The organism is Heliomicrobium undosum, assembly GCF_009877425.1.
Lineage (GTDB): Bacteria > Bacillota > Desulfitobacteriia > Heliobacteriales > Heliobacteriaceae > Heliomicrobium > Heliomicrobium undosum.
On record NZ_WXEY01000020.1, the window covers coordinates 1 to 23,379 of the forward strand.

General features: G+C 56.6%; 15 protein-coding genes. 8 read left to right on the forward strand and 7 right to left on the reverse strand.

All coding sequences use genetic code 11. From position 1 onward, the window contains the following. Nucleotides 1-162 precede the first annotated feature (162 nt). The 4 genes from yunB to tyrS all read right to left on the reverse strand — a co-directional run bounded on the left by yunB (nucleotide 163) and on the right by tyrS (nucleotide 3,624). Entirely contained in the window at nucleotides 163-858 is a 696-nt protein-coding gene (gene yunB / locus GTO91_RS14005) for a sporulation protein YunB (RefSeq protein WP_161259357.1), read from the reverse strand. Nucleotides 859-1,085: 227 nt separating this feature from the next. Then, nucleotides 1,086-1,436 (reverse strand): hypothetical protein, encoded by a 351-nt coding sequence (locus GTO91_RS14010; protein ID WP_161259358.1) that lies wholly within the window; start codon nucleotides 1,434-1,436, stop codon nucleotides 1,086-1,088. Nucleotides 1,437-1,447: 11 nt separating this feature from the next. Further along, complete coding sequence (locus GTO91_RS14015) at nucleotides 1,448-2,107, reverse strand: hypothetical protein (RefSeq protein ID WP_161259359.1); 660 nt, start codon at nucleotides 2,105-2,107, stop codon at nucleotides 1,448-1,450. 263 nt (nucleotides 2,108-2,370) lie between these two features. Next, nucleotides 2,371-3,624: a tyrosine--tRNA ligase gene (gene tyrS, locus GTO91_RS14020; protein WP_161259360.1), complete on the reverse strand. Its 1,254-nt coding sequence runs from the start codon at nucleotides 3,622-3,624 to the stop codon at nucleotides 2,371-2,373. Between the two features lie 177 nt (nucleotides 3,625-3,801). Here tyrS and GTO91_RS14025 point away from each other — a divergent pair, with 177 nt between their 5' ends. From GTO91_RS14025 to GTO91_RS14045, 5 genes are all read left to right on the forward strand, one after another. Beyond that, complete coding sequence (locus tag GTO91_RS14025; RefSeq protein ID WP_161259361.1) at nucleotides 3,802-6,291, forward strand: transglycosylase domain-containing protein; 2,490 nt, start codon at nucleotides 3,802-3,804, stop codon at nucleotides 6,289-6,291. Nucleotides 6,292-6,412: 121 nt separating this feature from the next. After that, nucleotides 6,413-7,252, forward strand: a complete 840-nt coding sequence (locus GTO91_RS14030; protein ID WP_161259362.1) for a response regulator transcription factor — start codon at nucleotides 6,413-6,415, stop codon at nucleotides 7,250-7,252. 26 nt (nucleotides 7,253-7,278) lie between these two features. Further along, nucleotides 7,279-8,715 (forward strand): sensor histidine kinase, encoded by a 1,437-nt coding sequence (locus tag GTO91_RS14035; RefSeq protein ID WP_161259363.1) that lies wholly within the window; start codon nucleotides 7,279-7,281, stop codon nucleotides 8,713-8,715. Between the two features lie 136 nt (nucleotides 8,716-8,851). Further along, entirely contained in the window at nucleotides 8,852-9,490 is a 639-nt protein-coding gene (locus GTO91_RS14040) for a hypothetical protein (RefSeq protein WP_161259364.1), read from the forward strand. A 271-nt stretch (nucleotides 9,491-9,761) separates the two neighbouring features. Then, nucleotides 9,762-10,121, forward strand: a complete 360-nt coding sequence (locus tag GTO91_RS14045) for a DsrE family protein (protein WP_161259365.1) — start codon at nucleotides 9,762-9,764, stop codon at nucleotides 10,119-10,121. 123 nt (nucleotides 10,122-10,244) lie between these two features. Here the strand turns inward: GTO91_RS14045 and GTO91_RS14050 are convergent, their stop codons facing one another. Next, nucleotides 10,245-12,635, reverse strand: coding sequence for an endonuclease MutS2 (locus GTO91_RS14050; RefSeq protein WP_161259402.1), 2,391 nt, complete (start codon nucleotides 12,633-12,635; stop codon nucleotides 10,245-10,247). A 289-nt stretch (nucleotides 12,636-12,924) separates the two neighbouring features. Then, a complete protein-coding gene (locus GTO91_RS14055) occupies nucleotides 12,925-15,513 on the reverse strand; it encodes a DUF3656 domain-containing U32 family peptidase (RefSeq protein ID WP_161259366.1) in 2,589 nt (862 codons plus the stop codon). Nucleotides 15,514-15,808: 295 nt separating this feature from the next. On the opposite strand from GTO91_RS14055, the gene GTO91_RS14060 reads away from it, so the two are divergent. The 3 genes from GTO91_RS14060 to cydB all read left to right on the forward strand — a co-directional run bounded on the left by GTO91_RS14060 (nucleotide 15,809) and on the right by cydB (nucleotide 22,352). Further along, a complete protein-coding gene (locus GTO91_RS14060) occupies nucleotides 15,809-19,702 on the forward strand; it encodes a PAS domain-containing hybrid sensor histidine kinase/response regulator (RefSeq protein WP_161259367.1) in 3,894 nt (1,297 codons plus the stop codon). A gap of 260 nt (nucleotides 19,703-19,962) precedes the next feature. Next, nucleotides 19,963-21,318, forward strand: a complete 1,356-nt coding sequence (locus tag GTO91_RS14065; RefSeq protein WP_161259368.1) for a cytochrome ubiquinol oxidase subunit I — start codon at nucleotides 19,963-19,965, stop codon at nucleotides 21,316-21,318. Beyond that, on the forward strand, nucleotides 21,315-22,352 hold the full coding sequence (cydB, locus tag GTO91_RS14070; RefSeq protein ID WP_161259369.1) for a cytochrome d ubiquinol oxidase subunit II: 1,038 nt from the start codon (nucleotides 21,315-21,317) through the stop codon (nucleotides 22,350-22,352). Before GTO91_RS14065 ends, cydB begins: the two co-directional genes overlap by 4 nt. 66 nt (nucleotides 22,353-22,418) lie before the next feature. Here the strand turns inward: cydB and GTO91_RS14075 are convergent, their stop codons facing one another. Beyond that, entirely contained in the window at nucleotides 22,419-23,375 is a 957-nt protein-coding gene (locus GTO91_RS14075; RefSeq protein ID WP_161259370.1) for a Nif3-like dinuclear metal center hexameric protein, read from the reverse strand. Nucleotides 23,376-23,379 lie beyond the last annotated feature (4 nt).

Genomic DNA, 23,379 nt, shown 5'->3' on the forward strand with positions numbered 1-23,379 from the left:
CGATTTTCAAGGACCAATCGACGCTGTCTATGGTTTTTACCCGTCAACGTTCTTGCGTCAACGAAGGATAGTTTATCACATTCATTGACCAGAAGTCAACTGGGTAATTCTTGTTTTTTTCGTCAGCGACAAGAAGTATCTTAGCACAGCAATGACAATTCGTCAACTGCCATTTTTTAGGTCAATCGACGGATGGATGGCTGACTCTCCACGCAAGTAGACGTTCGGAACGGCGCCGGAGATGATCGTTGTTGCGATGGGGATGCGCGTGCTGACGGGGATCTCCGATGAAACAAGGGGTATGAGGATGCGAATTGAAGCTTCTACATGGAGATAGATCATATGCTTTGTTTGATTGATCCCGGCCTCTTCGAAGGATTCCACCGGCTCCACTTTTACGTTGCCGATGGGCAGCATGCGCACATGCAACTGGGGACCCCATCCTGCCAACAGCCGGGCGCCTGTCATCTGTCCCAAGGGAATCTGGATATCCTTTTCATTCAGGTTCGATAGCGTCTGCTGCACGTCCATGGCCGTTTCTGCTGCCAGTTGATTGATGCGCAAGGTGTTCGGCTGCAGGAGGACGATGCGCCCCTCCTGATCCGTCTTATAGAAGATCAGATCGCGAAAGTTGGCGTCATTGGCGATGCGGCGCAGGATCGATTCATGGATCGCCTCCGTAGCAATGACCTTGCCTTGGTTTTCGGCAACAGCGAGGATCGTATTCTTCATATTGACTTCTGCCAGCGTAAATAGGAACAGACACAGCAGCAGGAGCAATACGGGCGCTATCCAGTAGGCCGGCGATCCCCGCCGTGTCCATCGTTCCCATCGCAATCGCCAGCGCAGCCAAAACAATTCTGCCACCCCCCGCCTAGTCAGACTATGCTCAACTGCCCGGCAGGGTGATCGCCCATACCTGAAAAAGGTATAGAATGCGCGGCTCCTGCAATCCAACGTTGCTTCTGGGCTCCGATAAAACTTCCATGACGCGTAGAGTCACAGGCTATGAAGAAAACCACATAAAAAAGCCGAATCGCCCCCGTTTACGCAAGGGTTTGCGATTCGGCGATTCGGGTTGTCCATCACTTGGTCCAACTGTGTCCAACAACCTGCCAATGGCGATCGATGTGATATTGGATTCCCGATAGGTTGGTTACGATCAGTTCGTCACCGGCAACGGCCACGCTGACATATAGATCGCTGGCGCCGGTGATCTCGTTTATCCGCCGGTGGATATCGCCATTTTTGTTTAAGACATAGACGTTATCTTCGGGCTGTTCTCGCAGGTTGACCCCCTTTGCGCTCGTTGGCCGGTCCAGCAGGTGGACGACAAGGGCGTTGGCGAAAGGGTACACATCGAATATGTTATGACCGAAGTCAATCTTTTTGCCGGCGATCATGAGGACGGTTTGAGCAAATTGGCAGTCGTTCATCGCAGACCCCTTTACCGGTACATGGGTGTTCCTTCCGAAAAAATGCCGATTCTCTGTCCGAGCATGTCAAACTGCACACCGCCACCGGCGCCCCAGCCTTCAATGGGACCGGCGATCCCGCATTCGATGACATCGTTTTGCTCCAGTGTGACTGTGCAGACACGGGCAGGCAGGTTGGGCAGGGCAAATTTATCTTTGATCACAGCAGCCGGTAAATAGTTGCCCTTCCCGTCGATGATATCGCTCCGCTCCATCACCCAACCGCCGATCCTTCCGGAATCGCTGTCAGGAAAAACCCGCACAAAATTTGTTCCATGGGTGAGCCGGATCAGGTAGACCGTGGTCCCGCTCTTATAAGGCGGCTTATCATACCCGCGCGATTTCCAAAAGGCGTTGGTCACATCGGCCGGCATGGTCGTGATTTTAAAGTAGTTGATTTGCGCCAAGGCTTCTTGGATCTTCGCTTCGTCTGGATCCGTGACGGCCTTTGTCTCGGCGACGGCTAGCAGTTTCGGCGCTGCTGCCGCCACGTTCTGGATATTCTCCGTTCCGATCGCAGGCACGGTCACCCCTGTCGCGGCCAGACCGGCAGCCGGACTGATACTTAATGCCAGGGCCAGGATCGAGAACCAGAGGACCACCTTAGAATACCATCGCTTCCCCTTTACCATTTGCCATCCTCCTCTTCAATTATAGTAAAATTTGCCTGTAATACATGTTCGATCAATCCTTATTAATTCCTTTATAATGAATAGGTCAAAGAGGGCGTTTTTTGTTGGTTTTATCAACTGTGAAAATCAAACTGAGTCTACCGTTAAAAACATGAGTATAGCGGTAAAAACAAAAGAAAGCCCGCCAGTCTTTTTCAGACTAACCGAGCTTTCACTGTAACCGACTTTCACTGGAACTGATGGAGCTTTCCCAAAGCGTCTCGTCAAACGAGGACCAGACGGACAAACTTGCGCTTGCCAAGCCGGAGAAGCGTATTCCCCACCGGGATCATGGCGTTGAAATCCTTAACCGTCTCATTGTCGACTTTGACGGCTCCCTCCGTGATTTTGCGCCGCGCCTCCCCGTTAGAAGCAGCCATACCGGATAGAACGAGCGCCTTGACCAGCCCGACCGTGCCATCATGGATGTGTTCAGCAGGGACGATGAAATCAGGGATCTCATCGGGCAGTTCTTTTTTCTGGAATATGTTGATGAATTCATCTTGGGCCGCCTGGGCCGCCTCGTCCCCGTGAAAGAGCGCTACAATCTCTCTCGCAAGCCGCATCTTCGCATCGCGCGGATGCAAGGCGCCGCTCTTCAGCCCTTCGGCGATCGACTGGATCTCCTCGGCGGGCACCCGGGTCACCAACTCGAAATAGCGAACCATCAACTCATCAGCAATGGACATGGTCTTGCCGTAGATCTCCCGCGGCGACTCGTTGACACCGATGTAATTCCCCAGGCTCTTGCTCATCTTGTTGACGCCGTCGAGCCCTTCCAGGATCGGCATCATCAGGGCCACCTGCGGTTCCTGGCCGTATTCCTTCTGGAGAACCCGCCCGACGAGCAGGTTGAACTTCTGGTCTGTGCCGCCCAGTTCCACATCGGCCCGCAGCGCCACCGAGTCATAACCCTGCATCAGAGGATAAAAGAGCTCATGGACGCCGATGGGCAGGTTCTCGCGCATCCGCTTGGAAAAATCGTCCCGCTCCAACATGCGAGCCACCGTGTACTTGGCCGCCAACTGCAGGATATCTGCGAAGTTCAGCGGCTGCAGCCAGTGGGAGTTAAAGGTCATCTCCGTCTTAGCGGGATCGAGGACCTTGAAAATCTGTTCCTTATAGGTGGCCGCGTTGCGGTTGACCTCTTCTTCGGTCAACTGCTTACGCGTTTCCGACTTCCCTGACGGATCACCGACGCGGCCGGTGAAATCGCCGATGACGATGACCACCTGATGACCGAGATCCTGAAAATCGCGAAGTTTCCGCAGGACGACCGTGTGGCCTAGGTGGATGTCAGGCGCCGTCGGATCGAGGCCCAGCTTCACCCGCAACGGACGCCGATTCACAATGGCGTCTTCGAGCTTTTTGACAAGATCCTCTTCCGGTACGATTTCGGCGGTGCCCCGCCGGATCAACGCCAGTTGGCGATCAATTTCATCTTGAATATGTTTAGGCAAAACCTTCGTCTCGGACAACCTTCTCCCCCTCCCGCGCGCCCTAGCGGCGCGCCGCACGTCGAGGAACCCCTCAAATACTTTGCCCATTTTATCATGTTTTTCCACCTCTTTCAACAAAGACAGCCTGTCCATTTCTCCACACTGTCACCTATGCTATAATATGCCTAGTTTTAACGCCACAAAGGAGGCTGTTTCGTGGAATCGGAAAACCGCCAGCCGAACAAAAAAGAATCTCTCTCGCCTGGAACGTCCCAAAAAGGCGCCCGCAAAAAAATCCGCTGGCCCCGCATGATCTTGTTGATAGCGGCAGTGCTCATCGTTGCCACCATCGGCATCGGCTCCGGCCTCATCTTCGCCTGGGCCTTTGAAGCGCCCTCATTTAGTGCCGGCAATTTCGATGTACATACGACATCCGTCCTGTACGACGTAAACAAGCAAGAGTTCACCAAATTGCACGCCGGCGAAAACCGCACCCTTGTGGAAAACATCAACGACGTGCCTCTCCAACTGCGCCAGGCCTTCCTGGCCATCGAGGACAACAAATTCTACGACCACCATGGCGTGGACGTGATCGCCAACATCCGTGCCGTCATCGCCAACATCACCGGCGGCTTTGGCTCTCAGGGGGCTTCTACGATCACACAGCAGTTGGTGAAGCTCACCTTCCTCACCCCGGAAAAGACGATCAAGCGGAAGGTCCAGGAACTCGTTTTGTCGATGCAACTGGAACGGCAGTACTCGAAGGACGAAATCTTCCTCATGTACCTAAACCGCATCAATTTCGGCGAAGGCGCTTACGGCGTGAAAGCTGCTGCTAAAACCTTTTTTGGCAAAGAACTGAAGGATTTGAAGCTTTCTGAAGCAGCGTTGCTGGCAGGCCTCCCCAACGCTCCCTCCAAATGGTCGCCCTATAAAAACCCTGATGGAGCGGAACAACGCCGGCAGTTGATCCTGACGCAGATGGCCAAGTACGGCTATATCACTAACGATGAAGCCGAGAAGGCAAAAAAGGCGCTGCCGCAATTGCTCGATCAGCCGAAGCGCTCTGTCGCCGGCAACGACATCAACTTACCCTATTTCACCGACGCCGTCATCGAGGAGTGCATCGATAAGTACGGGATCACGGAAGACATGCTCTACAAGGGCGGACTCCGGATCTACACGACCGTCGACGCGAAGGTGCAGAAAGCGGCAGAAGCCGCCCTGTCCGATCCGAACAACTACCCGAAAGGCAAGGATAATGTGCCCATCCAGGCAGCCATCGCCGTGGTGGACCACAGCAACGGCGAGGTGCGGGCGATCGTCGGGGGCCGCGAGTACACGGCCCGGCGCGGATTGAACCGCGCCACGTCGCAAATGCGCCAGCCCGGTTCCGTCTTCAAACCGATAGCCGTCTACGGCCCTGCCCTGGAAAAAGGGCGTTCGCCGGCAACGGTCCTTGATGATGTGCCCACCCGCTATGGCAGTTATGAGCCCGGCAACTACGACGGCCAATTCCGCGGCCTGATCAACATGCGCGAGGCGATCCGCCTCTCCGTCAACATCTACGCTGTCAAGATGCTCAACGAGATCGGTGTGCAAAACGGTTTTGCCTTTGCCCGCAATCTGGGCATTACCAACATGGACGAAAAGAACGACATGAACCTCCCCCTGGCGTTAGGGGGCCTTTCCAAAGGAACGAATCCGCTGGAACTGGCCGGCGCCTACGGCGCCTTCGCCAACAAAGGCGTTTGGATCGAGCCGCACCTGATCGTGAAAGTGGAAGACCGCGACGGCAAAGCGCTGGTGGAGGTCAAGCCCAAGCGCCAGGTGGCCATGAAAGAGACGACCGCCTACCTGATGACCCATATGCTGCAGACCGTCATCAGTTCCGGGACGGGGACGAACGCCCAGCTTGACCGGCCGGCCGGCGGCAAAACGGGCACGACAGAACTGCCCAGAGAGATCTTCGGCAACATCACCGGCAACAAGGACGCCTGGTTTGCCGGGATTACGCCGGAACTGTCGGGTGTCGTCTGGATGGGCTATGACAAGACCGATCAGAACCATTACATGTACAAAACGTACGGCGGCTCCTATCCGGCGCAGATGTGGCGCTCCGTCATGAGCAAGGCCCTCCAGGGCGTTCCCGTCAAAGGGTTCGAACGTCCGCCCGGCATCGTCGAGGTCAATGTGGATATCAAGTCTGGCCTGTTGCCGAGTTCGCTGACGCCGCCTGATTTTGTCGAAACTGAACTGTTTGAGGAATCAACGGCGCCGACGCAGACGAGCAACGTCTGGGTTCAGGTCGACATCAACGCTGACACAGGTCTTCCCACCAAACCAGGAGACAAGGCTTCACACATTGAGCGTAAAATTTTCTTGAAACGCCCCGACGGTTACGACCCCAATCGCCCACCGGCTGATGCCGAACTGGAGGCGCCTGCCGGGGCAGCGCCTTCAGGGACCACCGGAACTGCGCCCAATTCGACCACCCCAGGCGCGACCAACGATGCGCCTGCTCTTCCGGCCCCTCCCCCTTCAACGACCTCACCTTCAGGGACGAACGGAACAACCCACGCCCCGCCGGCAGGCGGAACAGGGACTGCGAAAAGCGGGACTTCAACAAATGGTGGCAACGCCAAAACCACGAACGGTTCCGCCGTTCCGCCCACCCCCTCGGGCGTGGGCGGGCCCCAAGGATAAACAGCGTCAAGCAGGCGAAAGCACGCCGCAACAAAAAAGCTTTGCCATCAGCATACGTCAACTTTGCATCCCGAGCCTGAACGCATCCCGTTCGGGCTCTTTTTTCAAGGGGAGAGGATTTATGACCCGGATTTATATCGCCGACGATGAACCGCCGATTTTGGAACTGATCCGCCGTTACCTGGAGAAGGAAGGTTTTGAAGCGATCACCTTCACCAACGGCGATGACTTGCTGGCCGCTTGTGCGCAGGATGCCCCTGACCTGGTCATCCTTGATATCATGATGCCGGGAACGAGCGGCCTGGATGTCTGCAAGACCCTCCGTCGTGACAGCGATGTGCCCATCATCATCGTATCGGCCAAGGATGACGAAATCGACCGGATCCTGGGCTTGGAGCTGGGCGGTGACGACTACCTCTCCAAACCCTTTAGCCCCAGGGAACTCGTGGTTCGCGTCAAGAACATCCTGCGCAGGGTCCGGGTGAAGTCCGCAGGTGCGGCAAATCCCACTGGCGCGGTAAGTCCTGTAGGCAACGATCCGGACGCCCGATCAGCACCGGTTTTTTCTGATGCGCCACAACCGGCGATAGGCTCATCGGAATCGGCGCAAGCGACAACAGGCGCACCAATGACAGAGGCTCCGGTGTCCGCCTGTCATGATCTACGGATCGACCTGGACGAACGACGGATCACAGGTCCGAACGGGGAGATCGACCTGACAGCCAAAGAGTTTGACCTGCTTTCCTTCCTGGCGAAGCACAAGAAAAAGGTCTTCACGCGGGAACAACTGCTGGATCAGATCTGGGGCTACCATTTCGCCGGTAACCCGCGTTCCGTCGATGACCTTGTCAAGCGGTTGCGCAAAAAGCTCGCCCAGAGCGGTTCCACCCTGGAGATCAAAACCGTATGGGGCTATGGGTACAAGATCGACGATCCTTCGGCAGGCCAAGGAAAAGGGTAGGCACTATGCGAAAAGAGATGGACGGCATGGACAAAAAAACAGGCGCTTTCCCCCGGATTTCCTTAGGCCAACGCATCACCATCAGCTACTTCATCCTTCTGCTCCTGGCCTTTCTCATCGCCGGCGGCTCCTTCAACACCCTCACCCGCCAGTTCCTGATCCGCGAAACAAAAGAGAACCTGCGCGAACAAGGCAACGTCATCGTAACCATGTTTAAACGGACATCGGCCTTGCCGGAACAGAATGAACTGCGGACAGGACGCGTCTTAGCCAACCTGGTCGACGCCGAATCGGTCATCATCGACAATAAGGGCGTCATCATCGCCTCAAACCGCCCCCGCCGGTTTCCTGCCGGCGACGTTCTGGTCTACCCTCGAATGAAGACCGTTTTAGGGGGCAGTGAAGAGTCCGACCTCTGGACCGACCGCGACCGGGACATGGTCGCCGTCGGTCTTCCCTTGCGAAATAGAGAAGGCGCCGTCATGGGTGGCCTTTTCCTCTTTTCACAACTGGAAGGCATTGACACCATGGGACGACAGATCAACCGCGCCTTGTTCAAAGGTCTCCTGCTCTCCGGACTGATCGCTCTCGTCATCGGCGTCTTTCTCTCCCGGTCCATCTCCCGTCCCGCCCGGAACCTGTCTGCCGCGGCCCTGGCCCTTGCCCGCCGGCGCTATGACACGGAACTGCCCGTCGACCGCGCCGACGAACTGGGTGAAGTCGCCCGCTCCTTTGCGCTTATGCGAGACCGCATCCAGCGCTACGATGAAACGCAGCGCGCCTTCTTACAAACAGCTTCCCACGAGTTGAAGACGCCCCTCATGTCCATCCAAGGATATGCCGAGGGGATTAAAGACGGCGTCTTCGAAGGAGAAGAGGCGGAAAAAGGGCTCGATACGATCATCGCCGAGAGCCAGCGGCTAAAGGGGATCGTCGATGAAATGATCCTCCTGTCCAAGTTGGAATCACTCGACGGCTTGTACCGGTTCCAACCCCTCATGCTTTCTGAGGTAGCCCGTGAAGGGGTCGATAAAATACAGGGTCTTGCCTTGGAACTGGGCAAATCGCTCCACTTTTCAACCGGTTCCCATCCCTCCAGCGACCTTTTGCCGGTCGACCTTGTTTTCGGTGATAGAGAAAAACTGCTGCAGGCCCTCATTAACCTGTTGAGCAATGCCCTACGCCATGCCAAGGGCCATGTCTATGTCACCGCCTCGCCCGATTGTATTCAGGTTCTCGACGACGGCGCAGGCATCGAGCCCCAGGAACTTCCCCGGTTGTTCCAGCGTTTTTACAAGGGGAAACGCGGCGATACCGGTTTGGGGCTCTCCATCGCCCTGGCTATCGCAGAAAAACACGGCGGAACGATCACCGTCACAAACGCGCCCATGGGTGGCGCGCTCTTCGAACTGCGCCTTCCTCCATTACACAATTCTGCCGCAAACAGCGCCGCCCCGGCGTAGAAAGGGCTGCGATTTTCACAAAAATACCACAGTCATCCCATAATGGCGCCACAATCGACGACTAGAATAAAAATCGCCGGGACACAACAGCGCCTTGCCCGGAAAGAACACAACGGTGTAAAGGAGGAAAGCCGCCATGAAAAAATGGGTATCTCTCATCGCCCTCGGCGCCGTGCTGCTCATGACTCCGGCAGCTTTTGCGGCAGAAGCCGCCGGCACGCCGCCTACGGCGTTCTCCGGCGAAGCCGAAGGGATCAACGCTCCCCAGACCAACGCTCCCCAAGTGAAAATGACGGCAGAACAACGCCAAGCCTGGAAAGAAGCGCTCACGCCGAAACTGGAACAGTTGAAAACCCTCAACCAGCAAATTCAGGACCTGCACGGACAAATCAAGGGGCAACGGGAAAGCAACCAGTCGCTCCGCCAGTCCCTGAAGGGCAACCTGGCAAAAGAACAGGCGCAAGCGCTGCGGGCCTCCGTCCAGTCCAATGGGGAGGCGCAAAAAGCCCTTTCCAATGATCTCAAGCATTTGCACGAGCAGGTGAAAGCAGCCCAGGCCGCCCTGAAAGCCGCCCGCCAGTCCGGCGATCTCTCTGCTGCCTCTGCCGCCCTTGATCAAGTGATCAACCTGAAACAACAAATCCTCGGTAAAGCGCCTGAACTCTTGAAGGCAAAACAGGAACGTTACCAGATCCTGAACGGGGCGCAGATACAATCGGCCGCGCCAAATCCGTCTTCTTCCCTTGCTCCCCCTGCCGCCGCTTCAGCCCAGTAAGACTGCGACTGTTCACAACTCGGATGTCGCCCACCCCTTCGTAGCAGCCCCAAAAAACCCCGTCCGGTTCATTCAGCGCCGGACGGGGTTTTTGTTAAGACAGAATCTATGTACTTGCGTAAGTTCAGACAAGAGGAATGCTTGGCCTGGCTGTCGAAAATAAGGAGATGAATCGACCACCACGGAAGCCATTGACACAAAGGAAACATCAAACCATCGCACATTCGTTGCAGTAAAAGGCTGCAACGGCCAAGTGCAAGGAGGTAGCCCGATGAATCCTAACGAAACAGCCCCCAGTCGCCTCGTCGTCCTCTGGACAAATGGGGATAAGGATGTCGCCGAAAAAATGGCCTTACTGTACACGCTCAATTCAAAATTGCGCGGGTGGTGGCCGGAAGTCACCCTGATTGTCTGGGGACCATCGACGAAACTGCTGAGCGAGTCCAAGGATCTGCAGGCATACCTGGCCAAGATCATCGAAGCAGGGGTGAACGTAGAAGCCTGCAAGGTCTGCACAGATATGTACGGCATCAGTGCGCAGTTGGAGGCCCTGGGCGTCGACGTGCGGCTGATGGGGCAGCCGCTCACGGAATACCTGAAAGACGGAAACTGCCGGGTGATAACGGTCTAACAGCGCCGGATCATTTACTGGCCCACGTTCATCATGAAGCGACCCTTTTACATGGAAATACATCACCGGTAAATCAAGGAACCGGCGACTGTCAGTAATTGCTGCCAGTTGCCGGTTCCTTTTTCACCCCTTCAATTCCACCACAGTCACTCCGACGCCGCCTTCCCCGTGTTCGCCGCTGCGGAAGGACTTGACATAGCGGTGTTTTTGCAGGTAAGACCGGATGGCCGCCCGCAAGGCGCCCGTACCTTTGCCATGGATCAGGTTGACCGAGTCTAACCCCGCCAGGTAGGCGTCGTCGAGGTATTTTTCCACGAGTTCGATGGCCTCGTCCGCCGTCGTCCCCCGGAAGTCCAACTCCCGCGACATCTCCCTAGCCTTGCCGCGGGCCATGGCCGCGTATTCCGTCTGGCCGATCTTGGGTTTATCCTCTTTCGTCCCCTGCAGTTCGGCGAGCTTGACGTTCAGTTTCAAGATCCCCGCCTGGATCTGCAACTCCCCTTGCGGGTTCGGGAGCGTGAGAACGGTGCCCTTCTGGTTGAGGCGCGGCACGAAGACAGTCTGCCCCACCTTCACCGATTTCAACGCCATCGGTCCGGCGACGCCCTCCCGGGGCTCCCGTTCCTCGCCCAGTTTGTTCTGGATCTCCCGGAGGCGCTGGCGCTCGCTCTCGGCGCGGGCCATCTCCTCTTTCACAGGCGCCCGGTTCATGACCTCCCGGAGGGAGCGCACGATCTGGTCGCTCTCCTCCCTGGCCTTGCGGACGATCGCATAGGCTTCTTCACGGGCTTTTTCCAGGATGGCCGCCTCTTTTTCCCGAAAGGCCTGCTCCCGCTGTTCCAGTTTGCGCCGAAGCTCCTCCGCTTCGCGGCGCAGCCGCTCAGCCTCCTCCCGCTCCCGTTCCGCTGTAACCTGATTGGCCTCCAGGTGTTCGATCAGGTCGGCCACGTCCCGCTCCTCCTGGCTGAGGAGGGAACGGGAGCGCTTGACCACATCTTCGCGCAGGCCGAGACGCAGGGATATCTCAAAGGCGTTCGAGCGGCCCGGCCGGCCGATGAGCAACCGGTAGGTGGGACGCAGGGTCTCCACATCAAACTCGACGCTGGCGTTCTCGACACGGTTATGGCTGTAGGCAAAGGCCTTCAGTTCACTGTAATGGGTGGTGGCGATTGTCTTTGCCCCCCGCGCTAGCAGGTGCTCCATGATCGCCTGAGCCAGGGCAGCCCCCTCCGTCGGATCCGTCCCTGCGCCCAGTTCATCGAGGAGGACGAGGCTTGACGGGCCGACCTCTTGTAGGATCCCGACGATGTTGGTCATGTGGGAGGAGAAGGTGCTCAGCGATTGTTCGATCGACTGCTCGTCACCGATGTCGACAAAGATATGTTCGAAGAGTGACAGTTCTGTGTCCGCCTCTGCCGGCACGTGCAGGCCTGACTGGGCCATCAGCGTCAGGAGGCCGACCGTCTTCAGGGTGACCGTCTTGCCGCCGGTGTTCGGCCCGGTGATGACCAGCGTGTCGAAAGCATGTCCCAACTCGATGGTGACGGGAACTACTTTCCCAGCGATGAGGGGGTGGCGGCCCAGCCGGATCTTCAGTTTCCCCTGTGTGTTGACAGCCGGCTCGCCGGCGTCCATTTTCGCCGAGAGCTTGCCCTTGGCGAAAATGAAGTCAAGCCGCGCCAGCACCTCCAGGCTGACGCCGATATCCTCGGCGTCTCTGGCGACGAGCAGGGACAGATCGCGCAGGATGCGGACGATCTCTGTCCGCTCCGCCGCCTGGTTGCGCTTCAGTTCATTGTTCAGTTCCACCACGGCCATGGGCTCAATAAAAACGGTCGCCCCAGACGCCGATTGATCGTGGATCAGGCCGGGGATTTGGCTGCGGTATTCTGACCGGACAGGCACGACGTAGCGGTCGCCCCGGACAGTGACGAGGGCGTCCTGCAGGTACTTCTGGGTGTCGGGGTTGCGGATCAGGGCGTCTAACTTCTCGCGGACGCGGTTTTGAATGGTCTTCATGGTCCGGCGGATTTTGAGCAGTTCCGGCGAGGCATCATCAGCTACCTCGCCCTCGCCGACGATGCAGCGATCAATTTCTGTCTCTGCTTCCCGGTACACACCCAGACCCTCGGCCAGGGCCGTCAGGATAGGGGCGCTTTTTTTGTCGTCGCCTTTTTTCTCGTCGCCGAGCAGGAAGACGCGGACCTGGCGGGAGATGCGCAGCGCTGACGCCACCTGCTGTAACTCCGATGCCTCCAGGATGCCGCCGACAGCGGTTTTGCGGAGGTAGGGACGGATATCGTGAAAGGCAGCCAGAGGGATATTGGGACGGAGGCGTAGGACTTCCTTCGCCTCTGTCGTCTCGCTGAGTCCCTCCTGAACCTGCCAGAGCTTCCCTTTGGGCCGGAGCGCCAGGGCCATCTCTTTTCCCATCTCGGAGACACAGTGATGGGCCAGGCGTTCCAGGATGCGGTCGTATTCCAGTTTGCGCAGGGTGCGTTCGTTCAAGTTGATCTCCCTTTCCGTTTGTGGGGGCTTAGACTGCCGGTAACCTGTAGGTACCCTAACCTCTGGGCTTTTCTGCATGTGAACCGTGGCGCGCTATTCCGCTTCGCGACCTACGCTCATCACGCCGCTCCGCCCAAAACGCTCACTCCGCCAATACGCCCCAGTTCTCACTTGGCGCTCCGTAAGACCTGATGATTAAGGCCTAACACTTAAAAGCTGCCACTTAGAAACCTTGCACAAAAGGCCTTGCGTTTCTACTCAAATCCGCTTTCCACCCCAGGAGAACTTCTGCTTCCTACTCAACCCCTCGAAACATATGTCCCTTCGTGTACCCCGCCGGATGAACCTGCTCTAGTTCGGCGCGCCATTCTCTGACGCGGCCTTTGTCCCACCGTCCGGTAGCGGCAGCCTGGATGGCTTTCCGATAAATCGGAAGCACGGACTTCAACCAGCCGGCGTTCTCGGTGCGCCCTTCAACGCGCAGCCGTTTAAAACCGAGGGAAAGCAGATCGGGGAGGTTCTCCAGCAGGGAGAGGTCTTTGGGGTTCATCACATGCATTCGACAGAAGGCGTCCGTATAGAGGGGGAACCGGAAGTTTAACCGGTCTTGCAGGTACAGTTCCCGGTGACGGCGGCAGGCGTTGTCACAGGGCTTATCCAACGTCCGTCCCCCGAGCAGCGCGCCGGTGGCGCAGTATTCGCTCACCATCATCGGCAGGGATCCGTGGACGACAATTTCGGCCTGAGACGGGTGGACGCTGGCGCGGGTCAGGCCATGCCGGGACAGCGCCTTCAGTTGCGCCAGGGAGAGTTCCGGACTGACGGTACATTCGGCAACCCCCAATTCTGCAAGAAATTGCGCCGCCTGGCCGTTAAACACCCACAAGGGAAAATCGGCGCGCACCTTCACGCCTTCCAGTTCCCGGAGCCCTTCCAAAAAGCCCAGGTTGGCGATGAGAAACTGCCTCGCCCCTGCCTCATGCCAGCGCCGGATGCTGTCCGCAACATTCGAACGCTGTTCGGGCCGGAACAGGCGCGGCAAAGCGATGGCGGTAGAAACCCCCGCCTCGCGGCAAAGCTTCAACGCCGCCGCTTCATCGCCGGAGCGGAAGGGTTCCCCGTGGCGGTAACCCTCCACGCTCAACAGCACCTCATCGATTCCGGCGGACAATGCTGTTTTCAATGCAGTCATACCTTCGACGGCAGCGACGAGCAAGGGCGTTGCATGACGCTTCGCCGCAAAATCGCTCCGGCCGGCAGACCGACCAGCGAGCCCCAATTCCCCGAGAGCCTGCCGCCAGCGGGCCTCATCGATGGGCGGTCTCTGCATCCCGGCGCTCCGCAGTGACTCCAGTTCCTCAATCGCCTGACGGCGGGCTTCATTCAGTTGACTCAAGGGAATCATGGCCTTGCCGTCGCCTTCGATTGTCAACCCGTCGAGGCGAAAGGGCGTGTTACCGAGGCGGCCCAACTGCTCTTGCAGCACCGCTTCCGTCAGCGGCCGCTTCACCGCCTCCTGGGCCGGCTCGGCGCTGCTTCCCCGTCCGCTGCGACCCTCGGCGTCCCGGAATTCGACCGTTACCGGTTCACCTACATAGGCGCGCACATGAGCCGTAAGGGGAAATCGGCGCTCATCGCCCGGTCGCTGGTAGGATTCGCGGGCGCGCGCCTCCAGCGCCTCATCATGGATCTTGAAAATCCGATCGCCAGGGCGCAGGTTCCCACGCCACTCGACAAAGGCCTCCTCGCCCGGCAACGCTTGTTCTTGCGTCTCGCCAGCTACCCAGAGCCGCTGCACCTTCACGGCTGTCCGGCCGCCACGGGTCACCCATGCCTCGATCTCATCGCCGACGCCAAGGGGTTCTTCAAGATCGATCGAGACCTGGCCCCGACGCGAATCAGCAGATGTCACGCGCCCCAGAAAGAGCCCCCGGTTGTTGGGCCGCTTGTAACTCATCAGTTCCCTGCCAGGGTTCCCCCGCAGGTAGGCGGCGGAAAAATCACGGTTGAAGATCTGCCGCAGCGCCCGCTCCGCGTCAGCCGCCTGCCCCGGCAACGCCTCCCGATCAGGGGCCAGGCGATCCAGCGCCTCCCGGTACTGACGAACAGCGGTCGCCACATACTCCGGCCGTTTCATGCGCCCTTCGATCTTCAGGGAACGGACGCCCGCCTGGACCAGTTCGGGAAGGAGATCCAAGGTCATGATGTCGCGAGGGCTCAACAGATGCTGCCCCACTTTTTGCCGGTCTACCAGTTCCCGCCCTGCGTCATCGACGAGGCCGTAGCCGAGACGGCAGGGCTGGGCGCAACGGCCGCGATTGCCGCTGCGGCCGCCGATCAAGCTGGACATGAGGCACTGCCCGGAGTAGCCGATACAAAGCGCCCCATGGACAAAGACCTCCACCTCGGCGCCCGATTCCTTTGCCACCTGCGCGATGTCGTCCAAGGTCAGTTCCCGCGCCAGGACGACGCGGTTCACCCCTTGCGCCGCCAGGAGGCGCGCCCCTTCCACATTGCTGGTCGTCATCTGTGTGCTGGCGTGAATCTCCCAATCAGGCAGCAGGCGGCGGATCACGCGAAGGGCGCCCATGTCCTGGACGATGACGGCGTCAACGCCGGCTTCATAGAGATCCCCGATATACTCCGGCAACGCATCAAGCTCTTCATCGTCGAGCAGGGTGTTGACGGTCACATAGATGCGCACATTCCTCCGGTGGCTGTAGGCGACCGCCTCTCGAAGTTCTTCCATGTCAAAATTTGACGCATACTGGCGAGCGCCAAAACGCTTGCCGCCCAGATATACGGCATCGGCGCCGTTTTCCACGGCAGCCCGCAATGCCTCCATCGAGCCGGCCGGCGCTAATAACTCAGGTAACTGTTTCAACAGGCAACCTCCACATCATTTCTCTTCCTTCTAGTATAACCTGTTAGAACAGGAATGGGGGATAAAAAGGTTCCCTTCGCTGGTAAAAGGGAAAACATCGCCGGTTATCCTGACGCTCCTCGGTCTATTTTTCATTTTGCTATATTTTTGATACATGTTAGAGGATTTCCTAATGTAGAAAAAGAATAAAGGATCATGCCGGTTGTCTCGAAAATAAAGACGATGCTTTGGTCAATGGCAGCAACGGGACGATTGTCACTAAAAGAAGATGCAGTACTCAAAGGAAGTGACTTCCTTGGATTTTTTAAGAAATCCCGAGGCGATATTAAGGAATCTGAAACAGGCGGTCATCGTCTGTGATCAGAACAGGTTCATTCAATTCGTAAATCCCGCTGCTGAGCAACTGACAGGCAAGAAGGCCTCCGAACTTTACGGCGAAGATTTTTCTGCGCTTTTTAATGTTGAACAATTCGATTTTAACCAGTCTATCGAAAATAATAACGAAAAACACCAGTGCCAATTCACTGACGTATATGGAGAAATTAAAAATATATATTACACCCTATCTCCCCTATATGGCGACAGCACAGAACTGACAGGGTTCATTGTTGAAGCGGAAGACCATACAATGGTAGAACAAAGAAATAACTACTTAAAAGAGGTCGAGGAACGTTATCATCAGTTTTTTGAAAACAATCTTGCCACGAATTTGATCATTGATCCGCAAACCGGGCGTATCATCGACGCCAATGCTGCGGCATGCACCTTTTACGGGTATCCGATGAGCGAACTTCGCGATAAGACCATATACGATTTGAACATATTAACAAAAGATGAGATCAACCAAGAAATGGCGCGGGCGAAAACACGGAATGTGAATATATTTCATTTCAAACACCGCATCGCTTCCGGCGAAATCAGAGACATCCATGTATATGCTTCCCCCATTAAAATCCAAGAACGCTGCCTGTTATACTCCATCATTTTTGATGTAACCAATTGGAAACGCGCCGAAGAAGCCTTCCAGGCAAATGAACAACGCTATCTACAACTGCTCAATGCTATGGATGATATAATCGTTTCGATGGATCCGACAGGTATGGCCACGGGGGTTTACGGTCGTTGGCTGAAAAAAATCAGCCTTCAACCATCACAGATTATAGGCAAACATCGTCGCGACACTGTGGGAGAAGCCTGTGATGATATTCATCAGGAGTCGATCCGGCAATGTTTGAGCGGAAAAACGCCCGTCTATGAGTGGTCCATGACAGACCAATACGGGCTTCGACACTACCACACCTCACTCTCCCCCGTTTATGACGAACATGGCAATGTGCAAGAGATCATCGCTGTTGGACGGGATATCACCCGGCTCAAAGAGTTGGAACAGACACTGCGGTTCAATGAAAACCGCTTTCGCGACGTGATCAACGCCTTTGACGAATACGTCTGGGAAATCAACTGTCATGGCGAATACACCTTTCTTTCCGAGCGCACCTTCGACATTTTAGGCATCCCGGTGGCTGAACTGATTGGACAAAAGATCGACCGGGATATCATCCCTGAAGATCTGGAAAACAGCAGGGAAGCATTTGCAAAGGCTTTTCAAAATAAAGAACCGATTCGCAATCTCATCTACCGCAAGTTGACCCCCGGCGGGCGTTTGGTTTGGTTGAGTTCCAACGGCAACCCCATTTTTGACGAGCAAAACGCCGTCGTTGGGTATCGGGGAGCTACGTTAGACATCACCGAACAAAAGAAAGCCGAAACGGCCTTGCGTGACAGTGAAAGAAACCTTCGCTCGATCATCACCGCTATGGCCGAAGGAATGGTTGTGCAAAACCGGGAAGGCGCAATCATCAAATCAAACCGGAGGGCCGAGCAGATCTTAGGGTTAACCTCTGCGCAGATGCAAGGCCGCACATCGATGGATCCTCGCTGGGGAACCATCCACGAGGACGGCACTCCCTTTTATGGAGAAGCTCACCCTGCCATGGTGACGCTGCGAACCGGGTTGCCCTGCCATAATGTCATCATGGGCATACATAAGCCGAGCGGCGAACTGACATGGATACGGATCAACTCGGAGCCGTTGCTCCACCAGGGGTCAGATGAGCCCTATGCGGCGGTCATCACCTTTTCCGATATTACGGAACAACGGAAAGTGGAAGAGGAATTACGATTTACCCAACATCAGCTAAAAAACATATTTGACAGCCTCGATCTTGTTTTCTGGTCGATAGACGCCATTTCCTATAAAGTCCTGCACATCTCGCCGGCTTGCCAAAAAATTTACGGGTATCCGCCGGAAGCCTTTATGGAAAACCCCGGTCTTTGGTTTCAATGCATCCACCCAGATGATATCCAGAACGGTGTCATCGCGAATCAGGATGTCTTGAGCGGAAAACAGGTCTATACGGAAAATCGCATCATCCGGAAAGACGGGGAGGTTCGTTGGATCAGTGTCCATATGATCCCTCTATGCAACAGCATGGGCAAGGTCATCCGTCTGAACGGACTGATCATGGATATCACTGACAAAAAACGTACGGAAGAAGAACTCCAGTTGGCAAAAGAGAGAGCCGAAGAAGCCAACCGGGCCAAAAGCGCTTTTCTGGCGATGATGAGCCACGAGATCCGCACGCCCATGAACGGCATCTTGGGCATGAATAATTTGATGTTGGGCACTTCACTTACCCGGGAGCAAAGCGAATACGCCGAATCTATCAAGGAATCCGCCGAGGTATTGCTGAATGTGATCAATGATATCTTAGACTATTCCAAGGTGGAAGCCGGAAACCTCGAACTCGAAGCGATTGATTTCGACTTGAATGTCACAATTCAAAGCGTTGCGAAACTCTTTATGAATAAAGCAATAGAAAAAAGCCTATCTTTATCCGTATCCGTATCATCGCAAATCAATAGAGTCTTAAAAGGAGATCCAACGCGCATACGCCAGATACTGTTCAACCTGGTTGGAAACGCAATGAAATTCACAGAATCCGGTCAGGTTTCGCTCAGCGCCGCAGTGAAATCGAAAGATAGACACATCATGAAGATCTATTTCGAAGTGACCGACACAGGGATTGGCATTGAAAAAGGTCTATTGCGCTACCTATTCTCCCCCTTTGTTCAGGCAGACACCTCGACAACACGCATGTTTGGCGGCACCGGGCTTGGCTTGGCCATATCAAAGCGGCTTGTGGAACTCATGGGAGGAGAGATCGGCGTAACAAGTGAAGTCGGGAAAGGGTCGACCTTCTGGTTCTCGCTTCCTTTTCTGATCTCTGATTCCCTCCAGGCGGAGAGCGCCGGTCCGATGAGTAGAACCGTAGAAACAAGTGAAAATAAGGATCTCCATTGGCAAAGAACGCGACCGATCCTGCTGGTGGAAGATAATAAAGTGAACCAGAAGTTGGCCCTGGCGCTGCTGAACAAAATCGGTCTATCGGTCGATGTAGCAAATAACGGTATGGAAGCGATCCAGGCGGTCACGGAAAAGGCGTACGATCTCATCTTTATGGATTGCCAAATGCCCGAGTTGGATGGCTTTGAGACGACCCAGATCATCCGCGAATGGGAACAGACGACCAAACAGCATATCCCGATCATCGCCATGACGGCCATGGCCATGCAGGGTGACCGGGAGAAGTGCCTTCACGCAGGGATGGACGATTATATCAGCAAGCCGATCATGCTGGAACAACTGATCGCCCTTCTGGAGCGCTGGCTGCCGCTGACAGATTTTGATGCCTCCTATCCGGCGATTTCCCCAAAAAAACCTTCCGCCGGTACGGCAACCCCTGCAAGTGATGGTGCTTCCGTCATCGACATGACGGTGTTGCAAGACATCCTCGACCTGGACGATGACGAGAAACAACTGCTTTTGGAATCGCTGATCGCCACCTACATGGAAGAATCCGCGAGATTATTTGAAGCCCTCAGAGCCGCCGTCCAATCGCTCGACACGAATGGCGTTGAAAAGATTGCCCATGCCTTAAAATCCAGCAGCGCCAGTATCGGGGCCGTCCACTTTTCCAAGTTGTGCGCACAAATGGAACAACTGGGTCATCAAAGACAACAGAGCGAACACATGGAGCGAATCCTTTCCTGGATGGATGACGAATATGGCGAGGTGATGTCGGCTTTGCATCACCTGCTGACGGATCCTTCCCTGTTGAGTTCATAACAAAACGGTCATGGCCCGCCGGTTCGCAGGTCGATGATTGTATGTTTTTCATAATAAGAGAAGCGATCCTCCGCTGTGGGGGACCGCTTTTTTAAAAAAATATAAAGAAACACCCAATAACAATTACTGTTATTATTGTAATCAGGTTTATTCTCGATTATAATTGTCTTTGCAAAGCACAAGATTCAGAATTCTCCTCCGAAAACAAGGAATCCCGACATCATCGCCGCGCAAAAAGAGATGAAAAGGAGGTTGTCTGGATGGACGTGGTTCTGTTATCGCGGATCCAATTCGCCGTCACGGCGGGGTTTCACTTCATCTTCCCCCCCCTGACCATCGGCCTGGCCTGGCTCATCGTCCTCATGCAGACCCGCTACCTGCAAACGGGAGAGGAACTGTACCAGAAGATGTCCCGCTTCTGGCTCAAGATCTTCGCCATCAGCTTCGTCGTCGGCGTGGCCACCGGCATCACCATGGAGTTTCAGTTCGGCACCAACTGGTCTGAGTACTCCCGCTTCGTGGGAGACATCTTCGGCGGTCCCCTGGCAGCGGAAGCCATCTTTGCCTTCTTTCTTGAATCGGCCTTCATGGGCGTCCTGATCTGGGGCGCCGACCGTGTCTCCAAAAAAGTCTACTGGTTCTCCTCCCTGATGGTCGCTGTCGGCTCCACCCTTTCAGCGCTCTGGATCATCATCGCTAACTCGTGGCAGCAGACGCCGGCCGGGTACCACATCGTCAACGGCCGCGCCGAACTGATCGACTTCAAGGCTGCCCTGTTGAACGCCTCTACGGTCCCCCGCTATCTGCACACCGTCGACGGCGCATTGGTCACGGGCGCCTTTTTCGTCATGGGCATCTCCGCCTGGTACCTGCTGCGCCGACGGGAAGTCGCCTTCGCCAAAAAGTCGATGAAATACGCCCTCTTCCTAGCCCTTGTTGCGTCGCTGGCCCAGATCCCCATCGGGCACATGCACGCCGTTCAGGTCGCCCAAACCCAACCGGAAAAACTGGCCGCCATCGAAGGCCTCTTTGAAACGGAAAAGGGAGCCCCTCTGCTCCTCTTCGGCATCCCCGATGAGAAAGCCGGCGTGACCCACTTCAAGATCGGCATCCCCAAGGCGCTCAGCCTGCTGGCCACCGACGACCCCAACGGGGAAGTCAAAGGCCTAAACGCCTTCCCGAAAGAGGAACGCCCCCCCGTCTTCCTACCCTTCGTCACCTTCCACCTGATGGTGGCCCTGGGAACCTTGTTCATCCTCTTCTCCATCTGGGGCATCTGGCTCATGCGCAAAGGGACGCTGCAGGACAACCGCCTGTTCCTCAAGCTGGCCCTCTGGTCGATCCCGCTCCCCTTCATCGCCAACGAGGTCGGCTGGATCGCCGCAGAGGTGGGCCGCCAGCCCTGGATCGTCTACAAGCTCCTGCTGACAGTGGACGGCATCTCCTACACCGTGCCGGCCTGGCAGATCCTCGCCTCGATCATCCTCTTCGTCCTCATCTACAGCCTTCTCTTTGTCGTCTGGTTCTACCTGTTGCGCAAAAAACTGGAGGCCGGTCCTGAGGCATTCGATACAGGCAAAGGCGTTGCCAAGTCTGGAACGGGGGTGGGCCTATGATGGAACTGCAGATCACCTGGTTTGTGCTGGTCGGCGTGCTCTTGCTCGGTTACGCCCTTTTGGACGGCTTCGATTTAGGCGTCGGCAGCCTCTATCTGCTGACGAAGGACCCCGATGAACGCAAACGCATGCTCTATTCCATCGGCCCCTACTGGGACAGCAACCAGGTCTGGCTGCTCACCGGCGGTGGCGCCATCTTTGCCGCCTTCCCCATGGTCTATGCCACCGTGTTCAGCGGTTTTTACCTGGCCCTGATGCTCGTGCTCTTCGCCCTCATCTTCCGGGCCGTCTCCATCGAGTTCCAACACCAGTTGGACAGCCCCGGCTGGCGCAAGTGGTGGGATCTCGGATTCGGCTTCGGCAGCCTGCTGCCGTCCATCCTCTACGGTGTGGCCGTCGGCAACATCCTGCGGGGCATCCCCCTTGACGCCAAGGGCGGCTACCTGGGCGACTTCCTGGGCCTGCTCAATCCCTACTCGCTCGTCATGGGCCTCGTCAGCCTCTCTCTCTTCGCCATGCACGGCGCCGCCTTCATCATCTCCCAGAGCGATGGCGCCCTCCAGCAAAAAGCCCGCCGCTGGGCTCGCGCAGCTTGGCTGGCCTTGATCCCCCTCTTTCTCACCGGCACGGCCTGGAGCTACCTTGGAACGCCGCGGCTCTTCAGCAACTACTTCGACGTACCTCTGCTCTGGGTGCTCCCCCTGATCGCCTTGATCGGTCTCGCCTCCTTTCCGGCGGCCCTGAAAGGCGGGAGCGCCTATGGGCCTTTGGGCGCATCAGCCCTGACCATCTTCGGCCTGCTGACGACGATGGCGGCGAGCCTCTTCCCTTATATCGTCCCGGCCTCCAACAACCTGGCCAACAGCCTCACCGTCTTCAACGCCTCCTCGTCGGAGCGGACGTTGATGATCATGCTGATCCTGGCGCTGATTGGCTTGCCGCTCGTGCTGACCTATACGGCGTATATTTACCGGACCTTCATCCGTTCAACGCGAGTAATGACGACAGGAAACAAGCACAGCATGAAAACCTGATAGAACAACAAAAAGACGCCCCTCGGACCTACTTGGTTCGAGGGGCGTCTTCCGTTTATCGCGATTTTATTGGCTTCTGCTTACCCGAACAAATCCCGCGCAAGGCACGATCTCCACGCCGCGCTTTTCCAGTTCATCGAGCAGCAGGTTCATCCCCAGCGAGTCGCTGGCCATGTGGCCGGCGATGACGACGTTGATGTGGTTCTTTTCTGCTTCCTTGCGGTGTTTTTCGCCCATGTGCATCCCGACGATGGTGCCGACGCCGGCCTGGACGAGCTTGGCGTAGGCGTCCTCCGAGCCGGAGGTGCCGCCGGTCATGTCGACCATCACCTTGCCACAGCGGCCTTCCTTGCGTCCCGTAAAGAGGGTGGGACCAGAGCCGGCGCGTGCCGCCTCCTTGTATTCGGGAATCTCCTTGAGCAGGGTGAGGATGTCGCCGACGGTGGAGGGCTTTTTCTCCTCGATCCGCTTTTCCAAAAAGGTCTGCACCTGGTTGTCGGCCGGCGTATGGACACACATCAGGGAGAGGTCCATGAGACGGGCGGCATCGACAGCGCGGTTGTGGTTCATGGGGGCAAGGCCGCGCTTGACTTCGCCGATCCGGCTGGCCAGTATCCCCTCGGCCACGTTGATCGGCACGCCCACTTTCGCCAGCAGGTCTTCCTGCATATGCATCACATCGTGCAAGGCTGAGAGGGCTTTGCCTTCGGGGTGGTGGGCGATGAGCAGGTCGATGGGCTTCCCTTTCTCGCCGAGCCGGTCCGCCAGCAGCACCTCGCCGACCTCCATGTCGATGCCGACGAGCACCCGCTTGACCTCACGCTCCGGATCGCCCACGAGGAGCCGCGTGTCGCTGTAGGGGTTGGTCAGCGATTCCTGGTCATAGTTCGCCTTCTCTTCTTCCTTCAGTTCGCCGAACTGCTGCTTCCGCCGGGCCAGTTGGCGGTCCACGTCTTCCCGCCCCCGGGGATCGGCGTCGATCCCCATGGCGACAAAGAGTTCATAAATCTCGCGCGCTTTCATATCC

Coding starts and splice junctions, on each gene's coding strand:
- GTO91_RS14045 (WP_161259365.1), top strand. CDS start 9,762: ATGAATCCTAACGAAACAGCCCCCAGTCGCCTCGTCGTCCTCTGGACA.
- GTO91_RS14015 (WP_161259359.1), bottom strand. CDS start 2,107: ATGGTAAAGGGGAAGCGATGGTATTCTAAGGTGGTCCTCTGGTTCTCG.
- GTO91_RS14065 (WP_161259368.1), top strand. CDS start 19,963: ATGGACGTGGTTCTGTTATCGCGGATCCAATTCGCCGTCACGGCGGGG.
- GTO91_RS14010 (WP_161259358.1), bottom strand. CDS start 1,436: ATGAACGACTGCCAATTTGCTCAAACCGTCCTCATGATCGCCGGCAAA.
- GTO91_RS14075 (WP_161259370.1), bottom strand. CDS start 23,375: ATGAAAGCGCGCGAGATTTATGAACTCTTTGTCGCCATGGGGATCGAC.
- GTO91_RS14040 (WP_161259364.1), top strand. CDS start 8,852: ATGAAAAAATGGGTATCTCTCATCGCCCTCGGCGCCGTGCTGCTCATG.
- GTO91_RS14030 (WP_161259362.1), top strand. CDS start 6,413: ATGACCCGGATTTATATCGCCGACGATGAACCGCCGATTTTGGAACTG.
- GTO91_RS14035 (WP_161259363.1), top strand. CDS start 7,279: ATGGACAAAAAAACAGGCGCTTTCCCCCGGATTTCCTTAGGCCAACGC.
- cydB (WP_161259369.1), top strand. CDS start 21,315: ATGATGGAACTGCAGATCACCTGGTTTGTGCTGGTCGGCGTGCTCTTG.